The sequence below is a fragment of the Cellulosimicrobium sp. G4 BAM 1002 genome (assembly GCF_057126935.1).
In genome coordinates, this window is the sequence record NZ_CP182109.1 from 3,809,650 (window position 1) to 3,826,804 (window position 17,155).

17 protein-coding genes are annotated in these 17,155 nt (G+C 75.6%); 1 reads left to right on the forward strand and 16 read right to left on the reverse strand.

Annotation, left to right across the window (positions count from 1 at the left end; all coding sequences use genetic code 11):
- The first annotated feature begins 99 nt into the window (after positions 1 to 99).
- Complete coding sequence (locus tag ACMXGY_RS16920; RefSeq protein WP_483774145.1) at positions 100 to 546, forward strand: nitroreductase family deazaflavin-dependent oxidoreductase; 447 nt, start codon at positions 100 to 102, stop codon at positions 544 to 546.
- Positions 547 to 579: 33 nt separating this feature from the next.
- Here the strand turns inward: ACMXGY_RS16920 and mshA are convergent, their stop codons facing one another.
- From mshA to folP, 16 genes are all read right to left on the reverse strand, one after another.
- Complete coding sequence (mshA, locus tag ACMXGY_RS16925; protein ID WP_483776885.1) at positions 580 to 1,803, reverse strand: D-inositol-3-phosphate glycosyltransferase; 1,224 nt, start codon at positions 1,801 to 1,803, stop codon at positions 580 to 582.
- Between the two features lie 63 nt (positions 1,804 to 1,866).
- Entirely contained in the window at positions 1,867 to 3,027 is a 1,161-nt protein-coding gene (locus tag ACMXGY_RS16930; protein ID WP_483774146.1) for a lactonase family protein, read from the reverse strand.
- A 158-nt stretch (positions 3,028 to 3,185) separates the two neighbouring features.
- Positions 3,186 to 3,518 carry a histone-like nucleoid-structuring protein Lsr2 gene (locus tag ACMXGY_RS16935; RefSeq protein ID WP_483774147.1) on the reverse strand — a complete coding sequence of 111 codons (333 nt, stop codon included), beginning with the start codon at positions 3,516 to 3,518 and terminating at the stop codon, positions 3,186 to 3,188.
- Positions 3,519 to 3,662: 144 nt separating this feature from the next.
- Entirely contained in the window at positions 3,663 to 3,848 is a 186-nt protein-coding gene (locus ACMXGY_RS16940) for a hypothetical protein (RefSeq protein ID WP_483774148.1), read from the reverse strand.
- 29 nt (positions 3,849 to 3,877) lie between these two features.
- On the reverse strand, positions 3,878 to 5,338 hold the full coding sequence (gene lysS / locus ACMXGY_RS16945) for a lysine--tRNA ligase (RefSeq protein ID WP_483776886.1): 1,461 nt from the start codon (positions 5,336 to 5,338) through the stop codon (positions 3,878 to 3,880).
- Between the two features lie 123 nt (positions 5,339 to 5,461).
- Positions 5,462 to 6,343, reverse strand: a complete 882-nt coding sequence (gene nadC, locus ACMXGY_RS16950) for a carboxylating nicotinate-nucleotide diphosphorylase (RefSeq protein ID WP_483776887.1) — start codon at positions 6,341 to 6,343, stop codon at positions 5,462 to 5,464.
- Between the two features lie 161 nt (positions 6,344 to 6,504).
- Complete coding sequence (locus tag ACMXGY_RS16955; protein WP_483774149.1) at positions 6,505 to 6,711, reverse strand: hypothetical protein; 207 nt, start codon at positions 6,709 to 6,711, stop codon at positions 6,505 to 6,507.
- Between the two features lie 208 nt (positions 6,712 to 6,919).
- Positions 6,920 to 8,605 (reverse strand): L-aspartate oxidase, encoded by a 1,686-nt coding sequence (locus ACMXGY_RS16960; protein WP_483774150.1) that lies wholly within the window; start codon positions 8,603 to 8,605, stop codon positions 6,920 to 6,922.
- A complete protein-coding gene (panD, locus tag ACMXGY_RS16965; protein ID WP_483776888.1) occupies positions 8,602 to 9,051 on the reverse strand; it encodes an aspartate 1-decarboxylase in 450 nt (149 codons plus the stop codon). Before panD ends, ACMXGY_RS16960 begins: the two co-directional genes overlap by 4 nt.
- Positions 9,052 to 9,113: 62 nt before the next feature.
- A complete protein-coding gene (gene panC / locus ACMXGY_RS16970) occupies positions 9,114 to 10,088 on the reverse strand; it encodes a pantoate--beta-alanine ligase (protein WP_483774151.1) in 975 nt (324 codons plus the stop codon).
- On the reverse strand, positions 10,085 to 11,038 hold the full coding sequence (locus tag ACMXGY_RS16975) for a Rossmann-like and DUF2520 domain-containing protein (RefSeq protein ID WP_483774152.1): 954 nt from the start codon (positions 11,036 to 11,038) through the stop codon (positions 10,085 to 10,087). Before ACMXGY_RS16975 ends, panC begins: the two co-directional genes overlap by 4 nt.
- Positions 11,035 to 12,690 carry a PH domain-containing protein gene (locus ACMXGY_RS16980; protein WP_483774153.1) on the reverse strand — a complete coding sequence of 552 codons (1,656 nt, stop codon included), beginning with the start codon at positions 12,688 to 12,690 and terminating at the stop codon, positions 11,035 to 11,037. The genes ACMXGY_RS16975 and ACMXGY_RS16980 overlap by 4 nt, the downstream gene beginning before the upstream one ends.
- Positions 12,687 to 13,223, reverse strand: a complete 537-nt coding sequence (locus ACMXGY_RS16985) for a PH domain-containing protein (protein WP_483774154.1) — start codon at positions 13,221 to 13,223, stop codon at positions 12,687 to 12,689. The genes ACMXGY_RS16980 and ACMXGY_RS16985 overlap by 4 nt, the downstream gene beginning before the upstream one ends.
- A 59-nt stretch (positions 13,224 to 13,282) precedes the next feature.
- Positions 13,283 to 13,792 carry a DUF3180 domain-containing protein gene (locus tag ACMXGY_RS16990; protein ID WP_483774155.1) on the reverse strand — a complete coding sequence of 170 codons (510 nt, stop codon included), beginning with the start codon at positions 13,790 to 13,792 and terminating at the stop codon, positions 13,283 to 13,285.
- A complete protein-coding gene (gene folK, locus ACMXGY_RS16995) occupies positions 13,792 to 16,209 on the reverse strand; it encodes a 2-amino-4-hydroxy-6-hydroxymethyldihydropteridine diphosphokinase (RefSeq protein WP_483774156.1) in 2,418 nt (805 codons plus the stop codon). Before folK ends, ACMXGY_RS16990 begins: the two co-directional genes overlap by 1 nt.
- 52 nt (positions 16,210 to 16,261) lie before the next feature.
- Entirely contained in the window at positions 16,262 to 17,101 is an 840-nt protein-coding gene (gene folP / locus ACMXGY_RS17000; protein WP_483776889.1) for a dihydropteroate synthase, read from the reverse strand.
- Between the last annotated feature and the right edge of the window lie 54 nt (positions 17,102 to 17,155).

Genomic DNA, 17,155 nt, shown 5'->3' on the forward strand with positions numbered 1-17,155 from the left:
ACCCGCGTCCCACGTGATGGTGACCGTCGCCGTCGGCCGTGGGACGAAGGTCCGCGCGCCTGCGGGAATCGTGAGGCGTGGTCGCGCGTTGGGGCGGGCATGCCGATCGACGGAGAGTACGCACCGAGCCCGAGCGCCTGGTCGCGCAAGCAGGCCGAGTCCTACGAGGCGTCCGGCGGGACGAGGAGCACGACGCTGAACGGGATGCCCGTCGTCGTGCTCACGACCCTCGGGCGCCGGTCCGGGAAGGTGCGCAAGACGCCGCTCATGCGCGTCGAGCACGACGGCACCTACGCCGTCGTCGCGTCGCTCGGCGGGGCGCCGGAGCACCCGGTCTGGTACCACAACGTCGTCGCCCACCCGCAGGTCGAGCTCCAGGACGGGGCCGAGCGCCACGACTACGTGGCGCGCGAGGTCCATGGCGAGGAGAAGGCGCTCTGGTGGGAGCGCGCGGTCGCGGCCTACCCGCCGTACGCGGAGTACCAGACGCGCACGTCGCGCGAGATCCCGGTGCTGGTCCTGGAGCGGTCCGACGACGTCGTCTGATCCCGGCCGCGCGTCCCGCCCGGCGGAGGGTCGTCAGCGGGCCGCGCGGACCTTCTTCGCCTGCGCGTAGACGTCGAGCATGCGGACGGCGGCGGCATCCCAGCCGAAGCGTTCGCTGACCCGGCGCGCGCCCGCGCCGAGCGCCTCGCGGCGCGCGTCGTCGGCGAGGAGGTCGGCGAGCGCGCGCGCCCAGGCGGTCGGCTCGTGGCCGGGGACGAGAACCCCCGAGACGCCGTCCTCCACGACGGTCCGCAGCCCGCCGACGGCGGCCGCGACCACGGGCGTGCCGCTCGCCTGCGCCTCGGCGGCGACGAGGCCGAACGACTCGTTGTGCGAGGGGACGGCGACGACGTCGGCCGCCCGGTAGTAGCGCACGAGCTCCTCGCGCGGGACCGGCGGGCGCACGACGACGCGGTCGCTGACGCCCATCTGGTAGGCGAGGGCCTCGAGCTCGCGCACGGCCGTGAGGCGACCGCTGGGGCCGCCGAGCACGACGAGCGTCGGCACGGGCGCGCCGCGCTCGGCGAGCTCGCCGAGCGCCCGGACGAGCACGTCGGGGCCCTTGAGCGGCTGCACCCGGCCCGCGAAGAGCACCAGGCCGCCGTCCGCGGGGAGGTCGAGGTCCGCGCGGAGCGTGCGGCGCTGCTCCGGCCGGGGCGAGAACAGGTCGAGGTCCACCCCCGGCGGCACCACGTGCACCCGCGCGGGGTCCGCGGCGTAGTCGCGCACGAGGTCCTGCGCCTCGGCGTCGGTGCTGGCGACGAGCGCGTCGGACTCCGCCACGACCTGCTCCTCGCCGATGATCCGGCCGAGCGGCTCGGGCGCGTCGCCCGGGGCGAGCGCGGCGTTCTTCACGCGCGCGAGGGTGTGCATCGTGTGGACGAGCGGGACGTCCCACCGGTCGGCGGCGAGCCAGCCGACCTGCCCGGACAGCCAGTAGTGGGTGTGCACGACGTCGTACCAGCCCACGTGGTGACGGGCCTCCGCACGGAGCACGCCCGCGGTGAACGCGCACAGCTGGCCCGGCAGGTCGTGCTTGTCGAGACCCTCGAACGGGCCCGCGACGACGTGGCGCACCGTGACGCCGTCCGACACCTCGACGCGCGGCGGCTGGGACGACGCCGTCGCGCGCGTGAAGATCTCCACCTGCGCCCCGCGCCGGGCGAGCGCGTGCGCGAGCTCGGTGACGTACACGTTCATGCCGCCGGCGTCGCCCGTCCCGGGCTGGTCCAGCGGCGAGGTGTGCACCGACAGCATCGCGACGCGCAGCGGGCTCGTCGCGCCCGCTGCGGGGTCCACCGGGAGGGCGTCCACGAGCGGTCAGGCCTCCACGACGCACGCCGGGGCCGGCAGCGCGAGGACGTCGAGCACCTCGGCCGTCCCGTCCGCGCGCGAGACGCGCAGGAGCGCGAGGTTCGACGTCGGCTCGTCGCCGCCCGCCTCCCCCGCGCTCTCGGCGCGGGGGACGTCGTCCTGGTTCGCGACGACGACGAGGTCGTGCGCGGGTGCGCCCGCGGACGCCTCGGCGCTCAGGACGGCGAAGTGGCGCGGCCAGGCCCCGCCGACCGGCGAGTCGGCGAGGTGCTCCAGGGCGGGGGCGGCGCCGTCGGCGCCGGGCACGACCGCGTGGACCGCGAGGACGTCCGCACCCCGCACCGCCACGAGGACGCGCGTGCCGTCCGCGCTGACGACCACGTGGGACGGGAAGCTGGGCGCGCCTCCGGGTGCGGCGGCGTGCGTCGCGTCGTACCGGGCCACGACGTCGTAGGTGCCCGAGCCCGCGGGGGCGAGCACGAAGAGCGCCGGGTCGAGCTCGCCGACCACGACGAGGTGACCATCCCGGAGAGCGGCGAGGTGGCGAGGGCCCGTGCCGGGCGGAAACGTCGCGACGACGCGCGCCGGGGTCCCGTCGGGCGCGGCCGGGTCGTGGCGGCGCAGCTCGTCGGTCCCGAGGTCGACGACGAGCACGTCGCCGCTCCCGTCGTCGGCCGCGCCCAGGTCCGCGAGCGGGGCGACGAAGTGGGCGTGCGGACCCTCCTGCCGGTCGGCCACGGGGCCCGAGCCCGCGTGCGCCTGGTGCCGCACACCCGTGCCGCCCGCCGCGTCGAGCGCGCCGCCCTCGGCGGTCAGCACGACCGAGAGGACGCCGTCCCCGTAGTTCGCGACGAGCACGCCGCCACCGGTCGCCACCACGTGGCAGGGCGAGTCCCCGCCCGTGGGGACGGTCGAGCCGAGGGCCGCGAGGCCGCCGTCGGGCCCGACCGCGAAGGCCGACACCGTGCCCTCCTGCGTCTCCCCGACCGCGTAGAGGGTGTGATCCGCGACCGCGAGGAACGACGGCGACGGCGTCTCGACGACCAGCGAGGCACCGACGAAGGCGCCGCGCTCGGTGTCCAGCTCGGCACGCCACACGCCCTCGCCGCGGCCCGTCGCGGGGTGCGGATAGGTACCGATCCAGAGGGCACGGGTCGCGGACGTCATGACCCGAGCCTAGTTTCTCGTCGCGGGTGCCCCGGGCACGCGTCGAGTCGGCAGCGCCGGGTGGTGCCCGTCCTGTCCGGGCACGACGAGGGCGCCCGGCCGACGGGAGAACCGTCGGGCCGGGCGCCCTGCGTCGTGCAGCCGTCGTCGGACGGGCGTCAGTGCGCCGCGTCGTACGCGGTCTGGATCTCCTGGGAGATGCGGCCGCGGTCGTTGACCGTGTAACCGTTGGCGCGGGCCCACTCGCGGACCTCGGTCGCGCGTGCCGAACCGGCACTGCGTCCGCGACGGGCCGGGCGTGCCGCCGCGCCTCGCGACGAGACCTTGCGCGCATTGCCGACCCACGACGCGAAAGCGTCGCGCAGCTCCTGCGCATTCTTCGTGCTGAGGTCGATCTCGTAGGAGACGCCGTCGAGGGCGAACGTGACGGTCTCGTCCGCCGCACCACCGTCGATGTCGTCCACGAGAATTACCTGGACTTTCTGGGCCACCGTGGTTACCTCACGCTTCACCGGAATATGTTGTCCATGTCAGGATGCCAGCACGGGCATCGACCGTCAATTGTCCTGCGGCGCGTGTCGGCACAATTCTTGGACGCCGGTCCATCAATAGCGCGGGCACCGGGCGGTACGGGACTATGCTTCACCGCGCGCGGTGTCGGCCTTTTGCACCGCCGCGGATTCTTGCTGTGCGTCCAGGCGAGCCAGCGCGGCGCGCTCGTTTCGGTCGGCGCGGACGATCGCGCGCATCGCGAAATAGAACAGCACTCCCACGCCGAGCGAAGGGATCAGCGCCGCGACGGCGGGCCAGAGGTCGTCCATGGTCTCGATCCTACGTCCGCGCCGTGGCGCTACTGGACGGGCTTCACGAGCGGGAAGAGGATCGTCTCGCGGATACCCAGCCCGGTGAGCGCCATGAGCAGGCGGTCGATGCCGAGCCCCATCCCGCCCGACGGCGGCATGGCGTACTCCATCGCCGTGAGGAAGTCCTCGTCGATGCGCATCGCCTCCTCGTCGCCCGCGGCGGCGAGGAGTGCCTGCGCCTCGAAGCGCCGGCGCTGGACCACGGGGTCCACGAGCTCGGAGTACGCCGTCGCGAGCTCGACGCCCCGCACGTACAGGTCCCACTTCTCGACCTGCCCGCGCACCGTGCGGTGGTCGCGCGTGAGGGGCGAGGTCTCGACCGGGAAGTCGCGCACGAACGTGGGGGCGACGAGGTGGTCGCCCACGGTGTGCTCCCACAGCCCCTCGACGAGCTTTCCGTGGTTGACGTTCTTCGGGTCGAACGAGAGCTCGAACTTGTCCGCGAAGGAGAGCAGGTGCTCGACCGTCGTCTCCGGGGTGATCTGCTCACCCAGCGCGGCGGACAACGAGTCGTACATCTTCAGCTGCGTCCATTCGCCGCCGAGGTCGTACTCCGTGCCGTCCGCCAACGTCACGAGCGTCGTGCCGAGCGCGTCCTGCGCGGCGCGCTGGACGAGATTCTGGGTGAGCACCGCCATGCTGTCGTAGTCGCCGTAGGCCTCGTACGCCTCGAGCATCGCGAATTCCGGCGAGTGCGTGGAGTCCACACCCTCGTTGCGGAAGTTGCGGTTGATCTCGAAGACCTTCTCCACACCGCCGACGGCCGCCCTCTTGAGGAACAGCTCGGGCGCGATGCGCAGGAAGAGGTCGATGTCGAACGCATTCATGTGCGTCTCGAACTGACGTGCGGCGGCGCCTTCCGGGCGCGTCTGCAGCATGGGCGTCTCGACCTCGACGAAGCCGCGCTCCCAGAAGTTCTCGCGGATCGAGCGCACGACGGCGGCGCGCAGGCGCACCGTGTCCCGTGCGGCCGGGCGCGCGATGAGGTCGACGTAGCGCTGGCGGACGCGCGCCTCCTCGGAGAGCTCCTTGTGCAGCACCGGCAGGGGGCGCAGCGCCTTCGCCGCGAGCTGCCACGAGTCCGCGAACACGCTGAGCTCACCGCGGCGCGAGCTGATGACGCGCCCGTGCGCGAAGAGGTGGTCGCCGAGGTCGACGTCCGCCTTGAACGCGGCGAGCGACTCCTCCCCGACGACCGCCTGGCTGAGCATGACCTGCAGACGGTCGCCCTCGCCGTCCTGGAGCGTGACGAAGCACAGCTTGCCCGTGTTGCGCAGGAACACGACGCGACCGGCGACACCGACCTCGTCCTGCGTCTCCTCGCCCGTCTCGAGGTGCTCGTAGGCGGCTCGGACGGCGGCGATGGTGTGCGTCCGCGGCACGGAGACGGGGTACGCCTCGTCGCCGCGCTCGAGGATCCGCTCGCGCTTCTCGCGGCGGACCTGCATCTGCTCGGGGACGTCGTCGACGTGCCCCTCGGGCTCGGGCGCGTCGGAGGAGGGGGTTCCAGCGGGGGAGGTCACCCGAGGATTCTACCGACGCCTGCCCGAGGGTCCGTGGTCGCCGAGGCCCTACCGCGGCGGGAGGGTGGGCAGGAGGTCGAGCGCGAGGTCGAGGATGGGGGCGGAGTGGGTCAGCGCGCCGACGGACAGGTAGTCGACGCCCGTCCCCGCGACCTCGCGCGCCCGGTCGAGCGTGAGGTTGCCCGTCGCCTCGAGCTCGACCTTCTCCGGTACGCCGTCGCGGCCCTCGCGCGCCCGGACGGCGGCGACGGTCTCGGCGAGGACGGGCGTCGGCATGTTGTCGAGCAGCAGGAAGTCGGCGCCGGCGCCGAGGGCCTCGAGCGCCTGTGCCGTGGTGTCGGCCTCGACCTGGACCAGCACGTCGGGGAACGTCCGACGGATCGCGTCGATCGCGGCGCTCACCGACCCGGCCGCGACGACGTGGTTGTCCTTGACCATCGCCACGTCGTACAGGCCCATGCGCTTGTTCGTCCCGCCGCCCGCGCGCACGGCGTACTTCTCGAGTGCGCGGAGGCCAGGCGTCGTCTTGCGCGTGTCCAGGACCTGGGCGCCCGTGCCGGCGAGCTCGCGCGCCCAGGCGCGCGTCGCCGTCGCGACGCCCGACGCGCGGCTCGCGAGGTTGAGCAGCGTGCGCTCGGCCGCGAGGAGCACCTGGACCGGTCCCGTGAGCGCGGCGAGGATCCGGCCGCGGCCCACGGCCTCGCCGTCGGACGCCGTGAACGTCACCTCGACGGACGCGAGGCCGAAGCGCGCGGCGACCTGCCGCGTCACCTCCTCGACGACCACGAGGCCCGCGACGACGCCGTCGGCGCGCGCCACGAGGTGCGCGGTCCCCGTGCCCGACGGCGGCACGGTCGCCTGCGTCGTGACGTCGCGCCCCGGCGCCGGGCCGAGGTCCTCGTCGAGAGCACGGGCGACCGTCTCGGCGATCCACGCCGGGTCGAGGCCCGGCTCGACGCGCGAAGGGACCCGAGGTGCCGGGGCGTCAGAGGGGTCGACGGGACGAGGATCGGCGGGGGTGCTCACGGTCCCCCACCGTATCCGCTCGCGACGTCACCGAGTCTCGCGACCGCCGTGCCGATCCCTGGGGGTCAGTTCTGGACGCTCCGGATCAGGGTGAGGACGATCGCGCCGAACCCGAGCAGGGAGGGCGGCCCCGCCCACCACGCGATACGGCGCTGCTGTCGCGCGTCGGCCCCCGCAGCCCCCAGCTCGGCGCGCCACCGCGTGTAGCCCTGAGGGTTCAGGGGCGCGGTCGCGACGGCGAAGGGCGCGTAGAGGAGCGTCGCGGGGACCACGAGGAGCAGCGCCCACGGTGGGTTGCGAGAGCCGCCCCCAGGACGTGCCCGAGCGAGGCGAGCGAACCGTAGCCCACGAGCCCGCGACCGAGAGGACGAGGGACCACGGTCCGGCCGATGCCGGCGACCACGACGACCCACCCACCGGTCACTGCCGCCGCCCTCCGCTCGTCGCGCACACCCTAGGTCACGGGGAGACGGAGGCGCGTCAGCGGACGCGCAGCGTCCCGTCGGGGTCGAGCGAGACGAGGACACGGCGCTCCCACGCCGGGTCGGTCGCCGGGAAGTCGGTGCGGAAGTGGCCGCCGCGGCTCTCGGTGCGCAGCGTCGCCGCGGCGGTGAGCGCCGTCGCGACCTGGTGCACGTTCGTCGTCTCCCACTCGGCGGCCTGGGGCTGCGCGACGACGTCGCTCGCCTCGTGGGCGTCGGTCCGGACCGCGGCAAGGCGGCTCGCGGCGGCGGCGAGCCCGTCGCCGGACCGGACGACGCCGGGGCCGGCGGACGCGATCGACTGGATGCGCGAGCGTGCCGCGGCCGCGACGAGCGCGGCCGGGCCGGGCCGGTGCTCGGGCTCCCCCACCTCGAGCTCGCCCGCCGCGACACGCTCGGTGATCTGGCGCGCCGCGCGGTGCGCGAACACGAGCCCCTCGAGGAGCGAGTTGGACGCGAGCCGGTTGGCGCCGTGCACGCCCGTGCACGCGACCTCGCCGATCGCGTAGAGGCCGTCGAGCGTCGAGCGCCCGTGCAGGTCGGTGACCACGCCGCCGGAGTGGTAGTGCTGCGCGGGCGCCACCGGCACCGGCTCCTCGGTCCAGTCGAGGCCGTTCTCGGCGAGGCGCTCCGTGATCGTGGGGAAGCGCGAGCGCAGGAAGTCCGCGCCGAGGTGACGTGCGTCGAGCAGCACGTGGTCGGAGCCCGTCGCGGCCATCTGGCGCACGATCGCGTGCGCGACGACGTCGCGCGGCGCGAGCTCCGCCATCGGGTGCTGCGCCGGCATGAACCGGTGGCCCTCGGTGTCGAGGAGGATCGCGCCCTCGCCGCGCACGGCCTCGGAGATGAGCGGGAGCTGGCCCTTGGCACCGAGCCCGAGCCAGAGGACCGTCGGGTGGAACTGCACGAACTCGAGGTCGCCGAGCGTCGCCCCCGCACGCAGCGCCGCGGCGATGCCGTCGCCCGTCGCCTGCGACGGGTTGGTCGAGGAGCGGAACACCTGGCCCACTCCCCCGGTCGCGAGGACGACCGCGCGCGCGAGCACCGCGCCGACACCGTCGCGCGAGCCCTCGCCGCGCACGTGGAGCGTGACCCCGCACGCGCGCGGGGCGTCGTCGGGCCGCCCGGGCTCCGCGCCACCCGTGGTGAGGACGTCCAGCACGAGCGCGTTCTCGATGACCTCGATGCCCGGGTCGCTGCGCACCGCCTCGAGCTGCGCGACGAGCGCGCGCGAGATCTCCGCGCCGGTCGCGTCACCGCCCGCGTGGGCGATGCGGTCGGCGTGGTGCCCGCCCTCCCGGGTGAGCGCGATGTCGCCGTTCGCGGCGCGGTCGAAGTTCGCCCCGCGCGCGACGAGCTCGCGCACGCGCGCCGGCCCCTCGGTGACGAGGACCTCGACCGCCGCCGGGTCGCACACCCCCACGCCCGCGACGAGCGTGTCGGCGAGGTGCGCCTCGGGCGAGTCCTCCGGGTGCAGCGCGGCAGCGATCCCGCCCTGCGCCCACACGGTGGACCCGGACGACAGCTCGCCCTTCGTGACGAGCAGGACGTGCGGCACGCGCGTGCGCAGCTCGAGCGCCGCGGTGAGGCCCGCGATCCCGGACCCGACGACCACCGCGTCGGCCGTCGTCGTCCAGCCCGGCGCGGGGGCCGCGAGGGTGCGTGCGAGACGGGTCCCGCTCACCCCGGGTGCACCGCGGAGGAGACGTCCACGCTCCCGCGGAACGGCGCGAACGGCAGCCCGCTCGCCTCGAGCCCGTGGCCGGCCGGCACGAGTCCCGGCTCGTCGGACAGCTCGACGATCCGGTTCTGCTCGTCGACGAAGACGACGTGCGGCAGGTAGGTGCGCGCGTCCGCGTCGTCGAGCATGCCGTAGGCGATGAGGATGACGACGTCGCCCGGCTCCACGAGGTGCGCGGCGGCGCCGTTGATGCAGACCTCACCCGCACCGCGCTCCCCGGGGATGACGTACGTCGTCAGGCGGGCGCCGTTGGTGACGTCCACGACGTCGACCTGCTGGCCCGGGTAGAGGTCCGCGGCGTCGAGCAGGTCGGCGTCCACGGTGATCGAGCCGACGTAGTGCAGGTCGGCCTGCGTCACCGTGGCGCGGTGGATCTTGCCGATCATCATGGGTCGCTGCAGCGACGCCGGACGCCTCTGCGCATCGCCGGGGGGCGACGGGGTCTGCGCGGTCACGCGGTACCTCCAGGTGCGGGGGCACGTCCGGCGGGGTCGTCGGCCCGGGTCGCGGGCGGCGCGATCTCGACGGCCGTGTTGTCGATGAGACGCGTGGTGCCCACGCGCGCCGCCACCAGGAGGAGCCCGGGGCCGACGGCGCCGGGCGCCAGGTCGTCCACGGTAGCGGGATCGACGAGCACCACGTAATCGACGTCAACGCCGTCGGCTGCCTCCAGGATTCCCCGCGCGGAGTCGAGCACGCCGACGGCGTCCGCGCCGGCCTCGGCGGCGTCGGCGCCCGCCCGCAGCGCGCGGCTCAGCGCGAGCGCGTCGTCCCGCTCGGCGGGCGACAGGTAGGCGTTGCGCGACGAGCGCGCGAGCCCGTCCGCCTCGCGCACGGTGGGCACGGCGACGATCTCGACGTCCACGTCGAGGTCCGCGACCAGGCGCCGCACCGCGAGGAGCTGCTGGGCGTCCTTCGCGCCGAACACCGCGACGTCGGGGCGCACCAGGTGCAGCAGCTTGAGCACGACGGTGAGGACGCCGTCGAAGTGGCCCGGTCGGGACGCGCCCTCGAGCACCGTGCCGATCCGACCGGACGTCACGCGGACGATCGGGCCGTCGCCCGCGCCGTGCCCCAGGCCCGGGTACATCTCGCCGAGCTCCGGGGCGAAGACGACGTCCACCGATGCGTCCGGGCCCGCCGACGCGAGCAGCGCGACGTCCCCGTCGACGTCGCGCGGGTAGCGCTCGAAGTCCTCGCCCGGGCCGAACTGGAGCGGGTTCACGAAGTCGGTGACGACGACCTGCCCGCCCGGCCCCACCTCCGCCCGCGCACGGCGCACGAGCTCGAGGTGGCCCGCGTGCAGCGCGCCCATCGTCATGACGACGGCACGCCGCTCGCCCGGGTGCGCAGCGGACCAGGCGTCGAGGGCAGCGCGCAGGGCGGCGCGCGTCGCCACGACGCGCGGGCTGGGCGTGGTGGTCATGAGGTCCCTTCGTCGAGTGCGTCGAGGACGGCGTGCGCGGCCGCCTCGTCGATGCGCCCGCTCGCGAGCGCACGGTGCGCGGCGGCGCGGCCCAGCGCCCGGTACGACGGCGGCACGTCGGCCGCGTCGCTCGTCGCCGCGAGCGCGTCGAGAGCCTGGAGGTGCTCGCGGACCGTCCCGACGTCGCCGCGCGACACGGGGCCCGTGAGGCCGAGGAGGGCCCCGTTCCCCGCGCCCGTGCCCGACTCGGCACCCGAGTCCGCGCCGCGCGTGGCGCCGTCGAGCGCCGCCGCGAGCAGCGGCGCGAGGGCACGGCCCGGCTGCTCGACCCCTGCGGCCTCGAGCGCCTGGGCGGCCTGCGCGACGAGGACCACCAGATGGTTCGCGCCGTGCGCGAGGGCCGCGTGGTAGAGCCCGCGCGACTCCTCCGCGACGACGACGGGCTCGCCGCCGAGCTCGACGACGAGCGCCTGCCCGATCGGGAGCACCGGCGCGGGCGCGGTGACGGCGAACGTCGTGCCCTCGAGCCGGGCGAGGTCGAGCGACGTGCCGGTGAACGTCATCGCCGGGTGGATCGCGAGCGGGATCGCGCCCGCGGCGCGCGCCGGGTCGAGGACGGCGGCACCGTACCGACCGGACGTGTGCACGACGATCTGGCCCGGTTGCCACGCCCCCACGTCGGCGAGGCCGCGGACCAGGCCCGGCAGGGCGTCGTCGGGCACGGCGAGGAGCGCGAGCTCGGCGCGCTCGACGACCTGCGGCACCTCGAGGACGGGCACGCCCGGCAGGAGCGTCTCGATGCGCTCGCGCGACGCCTCGGAGATGCCGCTCGCGCCCACCACCGCGTGCCCGGTGGAGCGCAGCGCGCTGCCCAGCACCGCGCCGACCCGGCCCGCGCCCACGACGCCGACGCCGAGCCGCCCGGGGCGCCGCGCGTCGGGCGCGCTCACGCCTGGCTCCCGACGTCCTGCCCGCCGGGCACCGCGCCGGGTACCTCGTCGGGCACCTCGGCCGGTATAGCGTCGAGCGGGACCTCGTCGCGGCGCATCCACAGCTCCGGCCCCTGGTGCGCGCGGGCCGCGTGCGCGCGGGCGGCCTGGGTGTCGAGGAGGCGCGCGGCATCGGCGGAGTCGAGGTGCGCGACCTTCGGGATGACGGGGCCGGGCGTCGAGTGCACGGCGAACGTCGCGACGTCGAACCGGCGCTGCAGCGGGCCCTGCTCGAGACCGAGCGACTGCGTGCGCTCGTGCGGCACGACGACGAGGCTGCGGAAGACGCGGCCGCTGCGGAGGACGAGCGCGCGGTCGGTCACCGTGAACCCGTTGCGCCGCCAGGCGACGAGGTCGAGGAGCCGCGCCCGGCGCGGCGTGACGACGAAGTGCTCGCCCGCGTCGAGGCCCGACAGCCCCTCGTCGAGGAGCGCGCGCGGGTCGGGCGTGCCGAGGTCAGGCAGGACGAGCCACAGCGCCGCGAGCGCTTCGTCGCGCGTCCCGACGGGCAGCAGGACGCTCTTCGTCTGGGACCCGTCGGCGCTCGGCCCGTACCCGGCGACGTTGACGTCGACGCGCCACCAGTCCGGTCCGCGCCAGAACGGGCCCTGGTGCAGCCGCACGGCCTGGACGCGTCCGGGCGGGATGGTCTGCGAGCGCGTCTCGAGGAGGCCGTGGCGCAGGCGGATGCCGTCGGGCGAGATCGCGGACCGGAAGCCGAACTCGCCCGTGAACCGCTGGAACAGGTAGCCGCCGAAGCCCAGGACGGCCGGCAGGGCGCTGAACAGGATGCTGATCTCGCGCGTGCCGATCACGACACCGACGATCCCCAGGATGCCGAGCACGAGGCCGACGGTCGCGCCCGAGCGCACGAGCGACGCGACGAGCCGACCCGGGCCGACGGCGGTGACCGGGTGCTCAGGCGCCTCGAGCAGCGGGGACGACGGCGCGGCGTCGCCCGCCGGCCCGACGGCGGTGCCGTGCCCGGGCCGGTCAGGGCGCTCCGGGTGCTCGGAGAGCTCGGCGTCCTCGGGGTGCTCGCCGGGACCGGCCTGCCTCGTGGCCGGTGCCGGGTGCGCCTCCACGCGCAGACCCGCGGCGCGCGCGAGCAGCTCGACGCGCAGGCGGTTCGCGTCAGCCTCCTTGAGGAACCCGAGCTTCACTCCCGAGTCGCCGCCGCCCGCGACCTCGAGCTTGAGCTCGGCGAGCCCGAAGAACCGGGCGACGAGCGGCTGGACGACGTCGACCGCCTGGAGCCGGTCGAGGCGCGCGCGCCGCTGCTGGCGGAACAGGACACCGGTGCGCAGGTGCACGGACTCGGCGTCGACGGCGTAGCTCGTCATGCGCCACGCGAGCGCCGAGTAGCCGAGTCCGACGAGACCGATGGCCAGCACCCCGAGCAGGATCTGCCACCAGCGGTCGCCCTCGAGGAGGTTCTGCCCCTCGGGCAGGCCGTTGACCGTCTGCTGCCCGACGACGACGAGGAGCACGGCGATGACCGTCCAGCCGCGCACGAGCGGCGTGACGGGGTGCACCCGCTGCCAGTCGAGCGCCGTCGTCTCCTCGTGGACCGGCGCGTCGGGCGTGCCGGCGCCGGGGGCCTCGCCGCTCACAGGCCCGCCAGCCGGGCCTCGCCGCGCGACGCGAGCCGGTCGCGCAGGCGGTCCGCCTCGGCCGGCTCCAGGCCCTCGATCGTCGCGTCCGTCGACGCGGACGCCGTGTGGAGCTGGATCTGCGCGATGCGCAGCTTCCGGGCGAGCGGCCCGGCCTGGACGTCCACGTACTGCATGCGCCCGTACGGCACGACGACGAGCGAGCGGAACATGATCCCCTTGCGGATGAGCAGGTCGTCGTCGCGCTCGGCGTACCCGATGGCCCGCACCTGGCGCGGCACGAGCAGCAGCGCCCAGAGGCCGATCAGAGCCAGCACGCCGAGGACGAGCCACTGCCACCAGTGCGGGAACAGGATCGCGAGCACGACCACCGGGACCGCGATCACGGCGAGCGTGATCCCCGTCGAGAGGAGGCGCGCCGTGACGAGCCGTGGCGACACGCCCGACCACACGACCCCGGGCGGGTCGAACGGACCCGCACCCGCAGGGACGGCACGACGGTCGGTCTCGGGCATCCGGTCGGGATCGGTCATGGGACGATCCTGCCATCTTGCGCCGTCACGACGGCATCCCGGAAGGCACCGCTCCGCGCTCAGGCGGACGCGCCGGCCTCGCCGTTCGCCTCAGCCGGGCCCGGTCGCTCCCCGCGGGCGGTCTCCTCGTCGCTCGGCGGCGGCAGCTCGCAGAACTTCTCGACGACGAGCCCGACCACCGACAGCACGAGCGCGCACAGCACCGCCACGCCCGCCGCGACCATGCGCTCGCGACGCGCGTCGATCGCCAGGTCGGGCAGCGCGACGAGCACCTGTGCGCCGTACCACCCCGTGAGCAGCGCCCCCGTGAGAGACGCGGCCTTCGCGAGCACGAACGTGCGCGCCGCCCGGATCGCGTCGAGCGACGGGCGCCTGCCCTGCTGGTACGCGCGGACCGTCCACCCCGCCCAGAAGATCGCGCCCGCGAGCGCGACGATCGCGACGTCCACGATCCACGGCACGACCGGCAGGTATGTCCCACGACCCTCGAGAGCGCGCACGACGAGCCACCCCACGACCGCCGTCACGACCGCGACGAGCACGAGGGTGCGGACCGCCGTGCGCCGCATCAGCGCTGGGCGTCGGGCGCGGGCCCCGACACCGGCGGGAACGGCGGCCACGGGTCACCCGCGGCGTGCAGCGACGAGTCCGCGAGCGGACCGGGAGCCGACGCAGGCACCGGCGCGACCCCCTCCGAGACGGGCGCGAACGGCACGGACCGGATCATGCCGTCGTCGGGCAGCGGCGCGGGCGGGGCGTCGTCGCGCGGCGCCTCCGGGGCGACGCCCTCGGACACGGGCGCGAACACGGGACGCCGCTCTCGGACCAGCTCCTGCGGTTGCACCGCAGGAGCTGCCACGGGAGGGGCGACGAGAGGCGCCAGGGGCGGAACCGTCGGGACCGCCGTGGGCAGCGCCGCGCTCGGTGCCGGCGGCTGGGCCGGGGGCTGCCGGTCAGGGTCCTGGGGCGCGAAGGGCTGCGGCGCGGCCGGCGTCGGGGTGTACGACGGCGCGGCCTGCGGCTGGACGGGCTGCGCGGCCGGGGGCTCCGGCGTGGCAGCCGGCGCCGGTGCGGGCGGCGGCGCCGCTGGTGGGGCGGGTGCGGCCTGGGCCTGGGCCTGGGGTGCGGGGTGCGGCGCCGGTGCGGCGTCGGTGCTGCCCGTCGCGACGGGGACGGCCCCGGTCGGCTCGGGCGCGGGGTCGGTCAGCCAGTCGAGCGCGAGCCAGCGGATGCCCCCACGGTCGGGGGCCGTCGCGGCGAGCGCGGCGACCGGCCCACCGCCGAGGCCCGGCAGGACGGCGTCCGGGTCGATCTGCGCCCACGGCTCGAGCACGAAAGCGCGCTCGTGCGCGCGCGGGTGCGGCAGCTCCAGGTCGTCCGCGACCGCGGTGAGGGTGCCGTACACGATGAGGTCCACGTCGAGCGTGCGCGGGCCCCAGTGCTGGTCGCGCACGCGGCCGTGCGCCTGCTCCACGCTCTGGCACGCGAGCAGCAGGTCGCGTGCCGAGAGACGCGTGCGGGCGAGCAGGACCGTGTTGAGGAAGTCGGGCTGCTCCGGGCCGCCCACCGCGGCGGTCCGGGCGAGCGGCGACACCTCGGTGATCTCGAGACCGGAGATCCGGTCGAGGTCGGTGATCGCGTCGCGCAGGGTCTGCTGCGCGTCGCCGAGGTTCGCGCCGAGCGCGAGGACGACCTCGACGAACCCGGCCGGCACCTCGTCCATGCGGTCGCGCTCGTGCTCCGCGGCCGCCTCGGCCGGGGCGGCAGGTTCGTCGAGCGCCCCGCCCCCGCCGGCAGCGACGGCTGCGACCTCGTCGACGTCCGTGGGCTGCGCCGCCGCCGGCTCGGCCTGCGGGGCGGCCTCGTCCTCGGCGGGCACCCCGACGGCATGCGCGTCACCGCTGTGCACGGGCCCGGGGTCGGCGACCGGGGCGGATGCCGGGTCCGCGGTCTCTCCTGCCCCGGCGCCGGGCGCCTCCGCCGCCGTCAGGCCGGCCGCGAGCAGCTCGGGCCCGACGGCCGCGGGCGGCGCGGGGACGACCTGCTCCGGCAGGGCGGGCTCGGGAAGCGCGGGCTCCGGGCGGACAGGCTCGGGGACGACGGGCTCGGGCGCGACGGGCTCCGGCGCGACGGACGCGAACTCCGGTGCAGGCACGGCAGGCGTCACGACGGCCGGCTCCTCGCGGGGCGCGTCGAGTTCTGCCGCCGGGAGGACAGGCTCGGGAACGACGGGCTCCGGGTCGACGTGACCGTCCGCCACGGCCTCCGCACCCGTCGCGGCCTCCGCGGTGGGTGCGGGAGGAACGGGCAGCTCGGTGGGTACGGGATCGGCGCGCGCGGTGTCGACCTCGACGACGGCGCCGGTCACCGGGGAGATGCTCGGCGGCATGACGTCCGGTGCGGGCGCGAGGGCGACACGCTCCTCCGCCGCCGGGGCGACGTTCTCGACACCGTGGATCAGCGCGGGCGCGACCGAGCCGACCGGGATCGGCCCGACAGGTGCGGACTGCCGCGGGTCGCCGCCGTCCGGCCGCCCGCCCTGGAGGCTCTGGCGGCGCAGCGGCGCGACCACCGGCACGACCACGCGGTCTCGGCGGATGACCACCTCGACGTCCTCGAACGGCACCGTGATCGGCGCCTGCGGCTTGTGGACCGCGACGTCGACCGCGACCACCTCGGGGTGCGTGAGGATGGTCGCCGCGATGCGCTCGGCGACCGTCTCGACCAGGTCGGCCGGGGAGCCCTCCAGGACCGCGACGACGTCCTCCGCGACGCCCGCGTAGCTCACCGTCTGCGCGAGGTCGTCGCCGCTCGCGGCTGCGCGCGTGTCGAGGTGCAGCACGACGTCGGCGCGGAACAGCTGTCCCTCGGCCTTCTCGTGCTCGAAGACCCCGTGGTGGCCCGTCGCGCTCAGACCCGTGAGACGGATCCGGTCGAAGGGCCTTCCGTCCGCGTCGAGGACCGCTCCTGCGAACGCTGTGGTCACGTCGTGCTCCCGTCCAACCGTGGTTCGTGCGTCGTCGTCCCGCCCCATCCTGCTAGGTCGTGCCCCGCCGCGTCGAGTCGCTTCCGGCGGGCAGGGGCCGGGCGGCTTCCCACGCGGCCGCGACGCGCACCGCGTCGGCCGACGCCCGGACCGTGTGCACGCGCACGCACCACGCACCCGTCGCGGCGGCGAGGGTCGTGACGGCGGCGGTCGCGTCGTCGCGCCGCAGGGGCGGTACGGGCTGCCCGTCGGAGTGCGCGAGGAGGTGCCCGAGGAACCGCTTGCGGGACGCCCCGACGAGCACGGGAAGCCCGAGCGCCTGGAGCTCGGCGAGGCGTGCGAGCAGCGGCCAGTTCGACGAGCCGGCCTTCGAGAAGCCGAGCCCCGGGTCGAGGATCACCTGCTCGCGCCGCACCCCCGCGTCGAGGAGGTTCGTCACGCGCGCGGCGAGCTCGTCGCGCACGTCGGTGACGACGTCGTCGTACTCCTCGAGCTCGTCCATGACGTCCGCGTGGCCGCGCCAGTGCATGCACACGTACGCGACCCCTGTGCGCGCGACGACGTCCGCCATCGCGGGGTCGGCGAGCCCGCCCGAGACGTCGTTGACGATCCGGGCGCCCGCCTCGACCGCGCGCTCGGCGACGACCGCACGCGTCGTGTCGACGCTGACGATCGCGCCGTCCGCGGCGAGCGCGGAGATCACGGGCAGCACGCGGGCGAGCTCGGCCTCCACGGGGACGCGCACCGCGCCGGGGCGCGTCGACTCGCCGCCCACGTCGAGGATGTCGGCACCCTCGCCGAGCAGCTCGCGCCCGTGCGCGACGGCAGCGTCGGGCTCGAACCACTCGCCGCCGTCCGAGAACGAGTCGGGCGTGACGTTGACGACGCCCATGACGAGCGTGCGGCCGACGTCGGCCAGCTCCTCGAGGCCCGCGACGACGAACCG

Coding starts and splice junctions, on each gene's coding strand:
- ACMXGY_RS16920 (WP_483774145.1), top strand. CDS start 100: ATGCCGATCGACGGAGAGTACGCACCGAGCCCGAGCGCCTGGTCGCGC.
- mshA (WP_483776885.1), bottom strand. CDS start 1,803: ATGCTGTCGGTGCACACCTCGCCGCTGGACCAGCCCGGGACGGGCGAC.
- ACMXGY_RS16930 (WP_483774146.1), bottom strand. CDS start 3,027: ATGACGTCCGCGACCCGTGCCCTCTGGATCGGTACCTATCCGCACCCC.
- ACMXGY_RS16940 (WP_483774148.1), bottom strand. CDS start 3,848: ATGGACGACCTCTGGCCCGCCGTCGCGGCGCTGATCCCTTCGCTCGGC.
- lysS (WP_483776886.1), bottom strand. CDS start 5,338: ATGCAGGTCCGCCGCGAGAAGCGCGAGCGGATCCTCGAGCGCGGCGAC.
- panD (WP_483776888.1), bottom strand. CDS start 9,051: ATGATGATCGGCAAGATCCACCGCGCCACGGTGACGCAGGCCGACCTG.
- panC (WP_483774151.1), bottom strand. CDS start 10,088: ATGACCACCACGCCCAGCCCGCGCGTCGTGGCGACGCGCGCCGCCCTG.
- ACMXGY_RS16985 (WP_483774154.1), bottom strand. CDS start 13,223: ATGACCGATCCCGACCGGATGCCCGAGACCGACCGTCGTGCCGTCCCT.
- ACMXGY_RS16990 (WP_483774155.1), bottom strand. CDS start 13,792: ATGCGGCGCACGGCGGTCCGCACCCTCGTGCTCGTCGCGGTCGTGACG.
- folP (WP_483776889.1), bottom strand. CDS start 17,101: ATGGGCGTCGTCAACGTCACGCCCGACTCGTTCTCGGACGGCGGCGAG.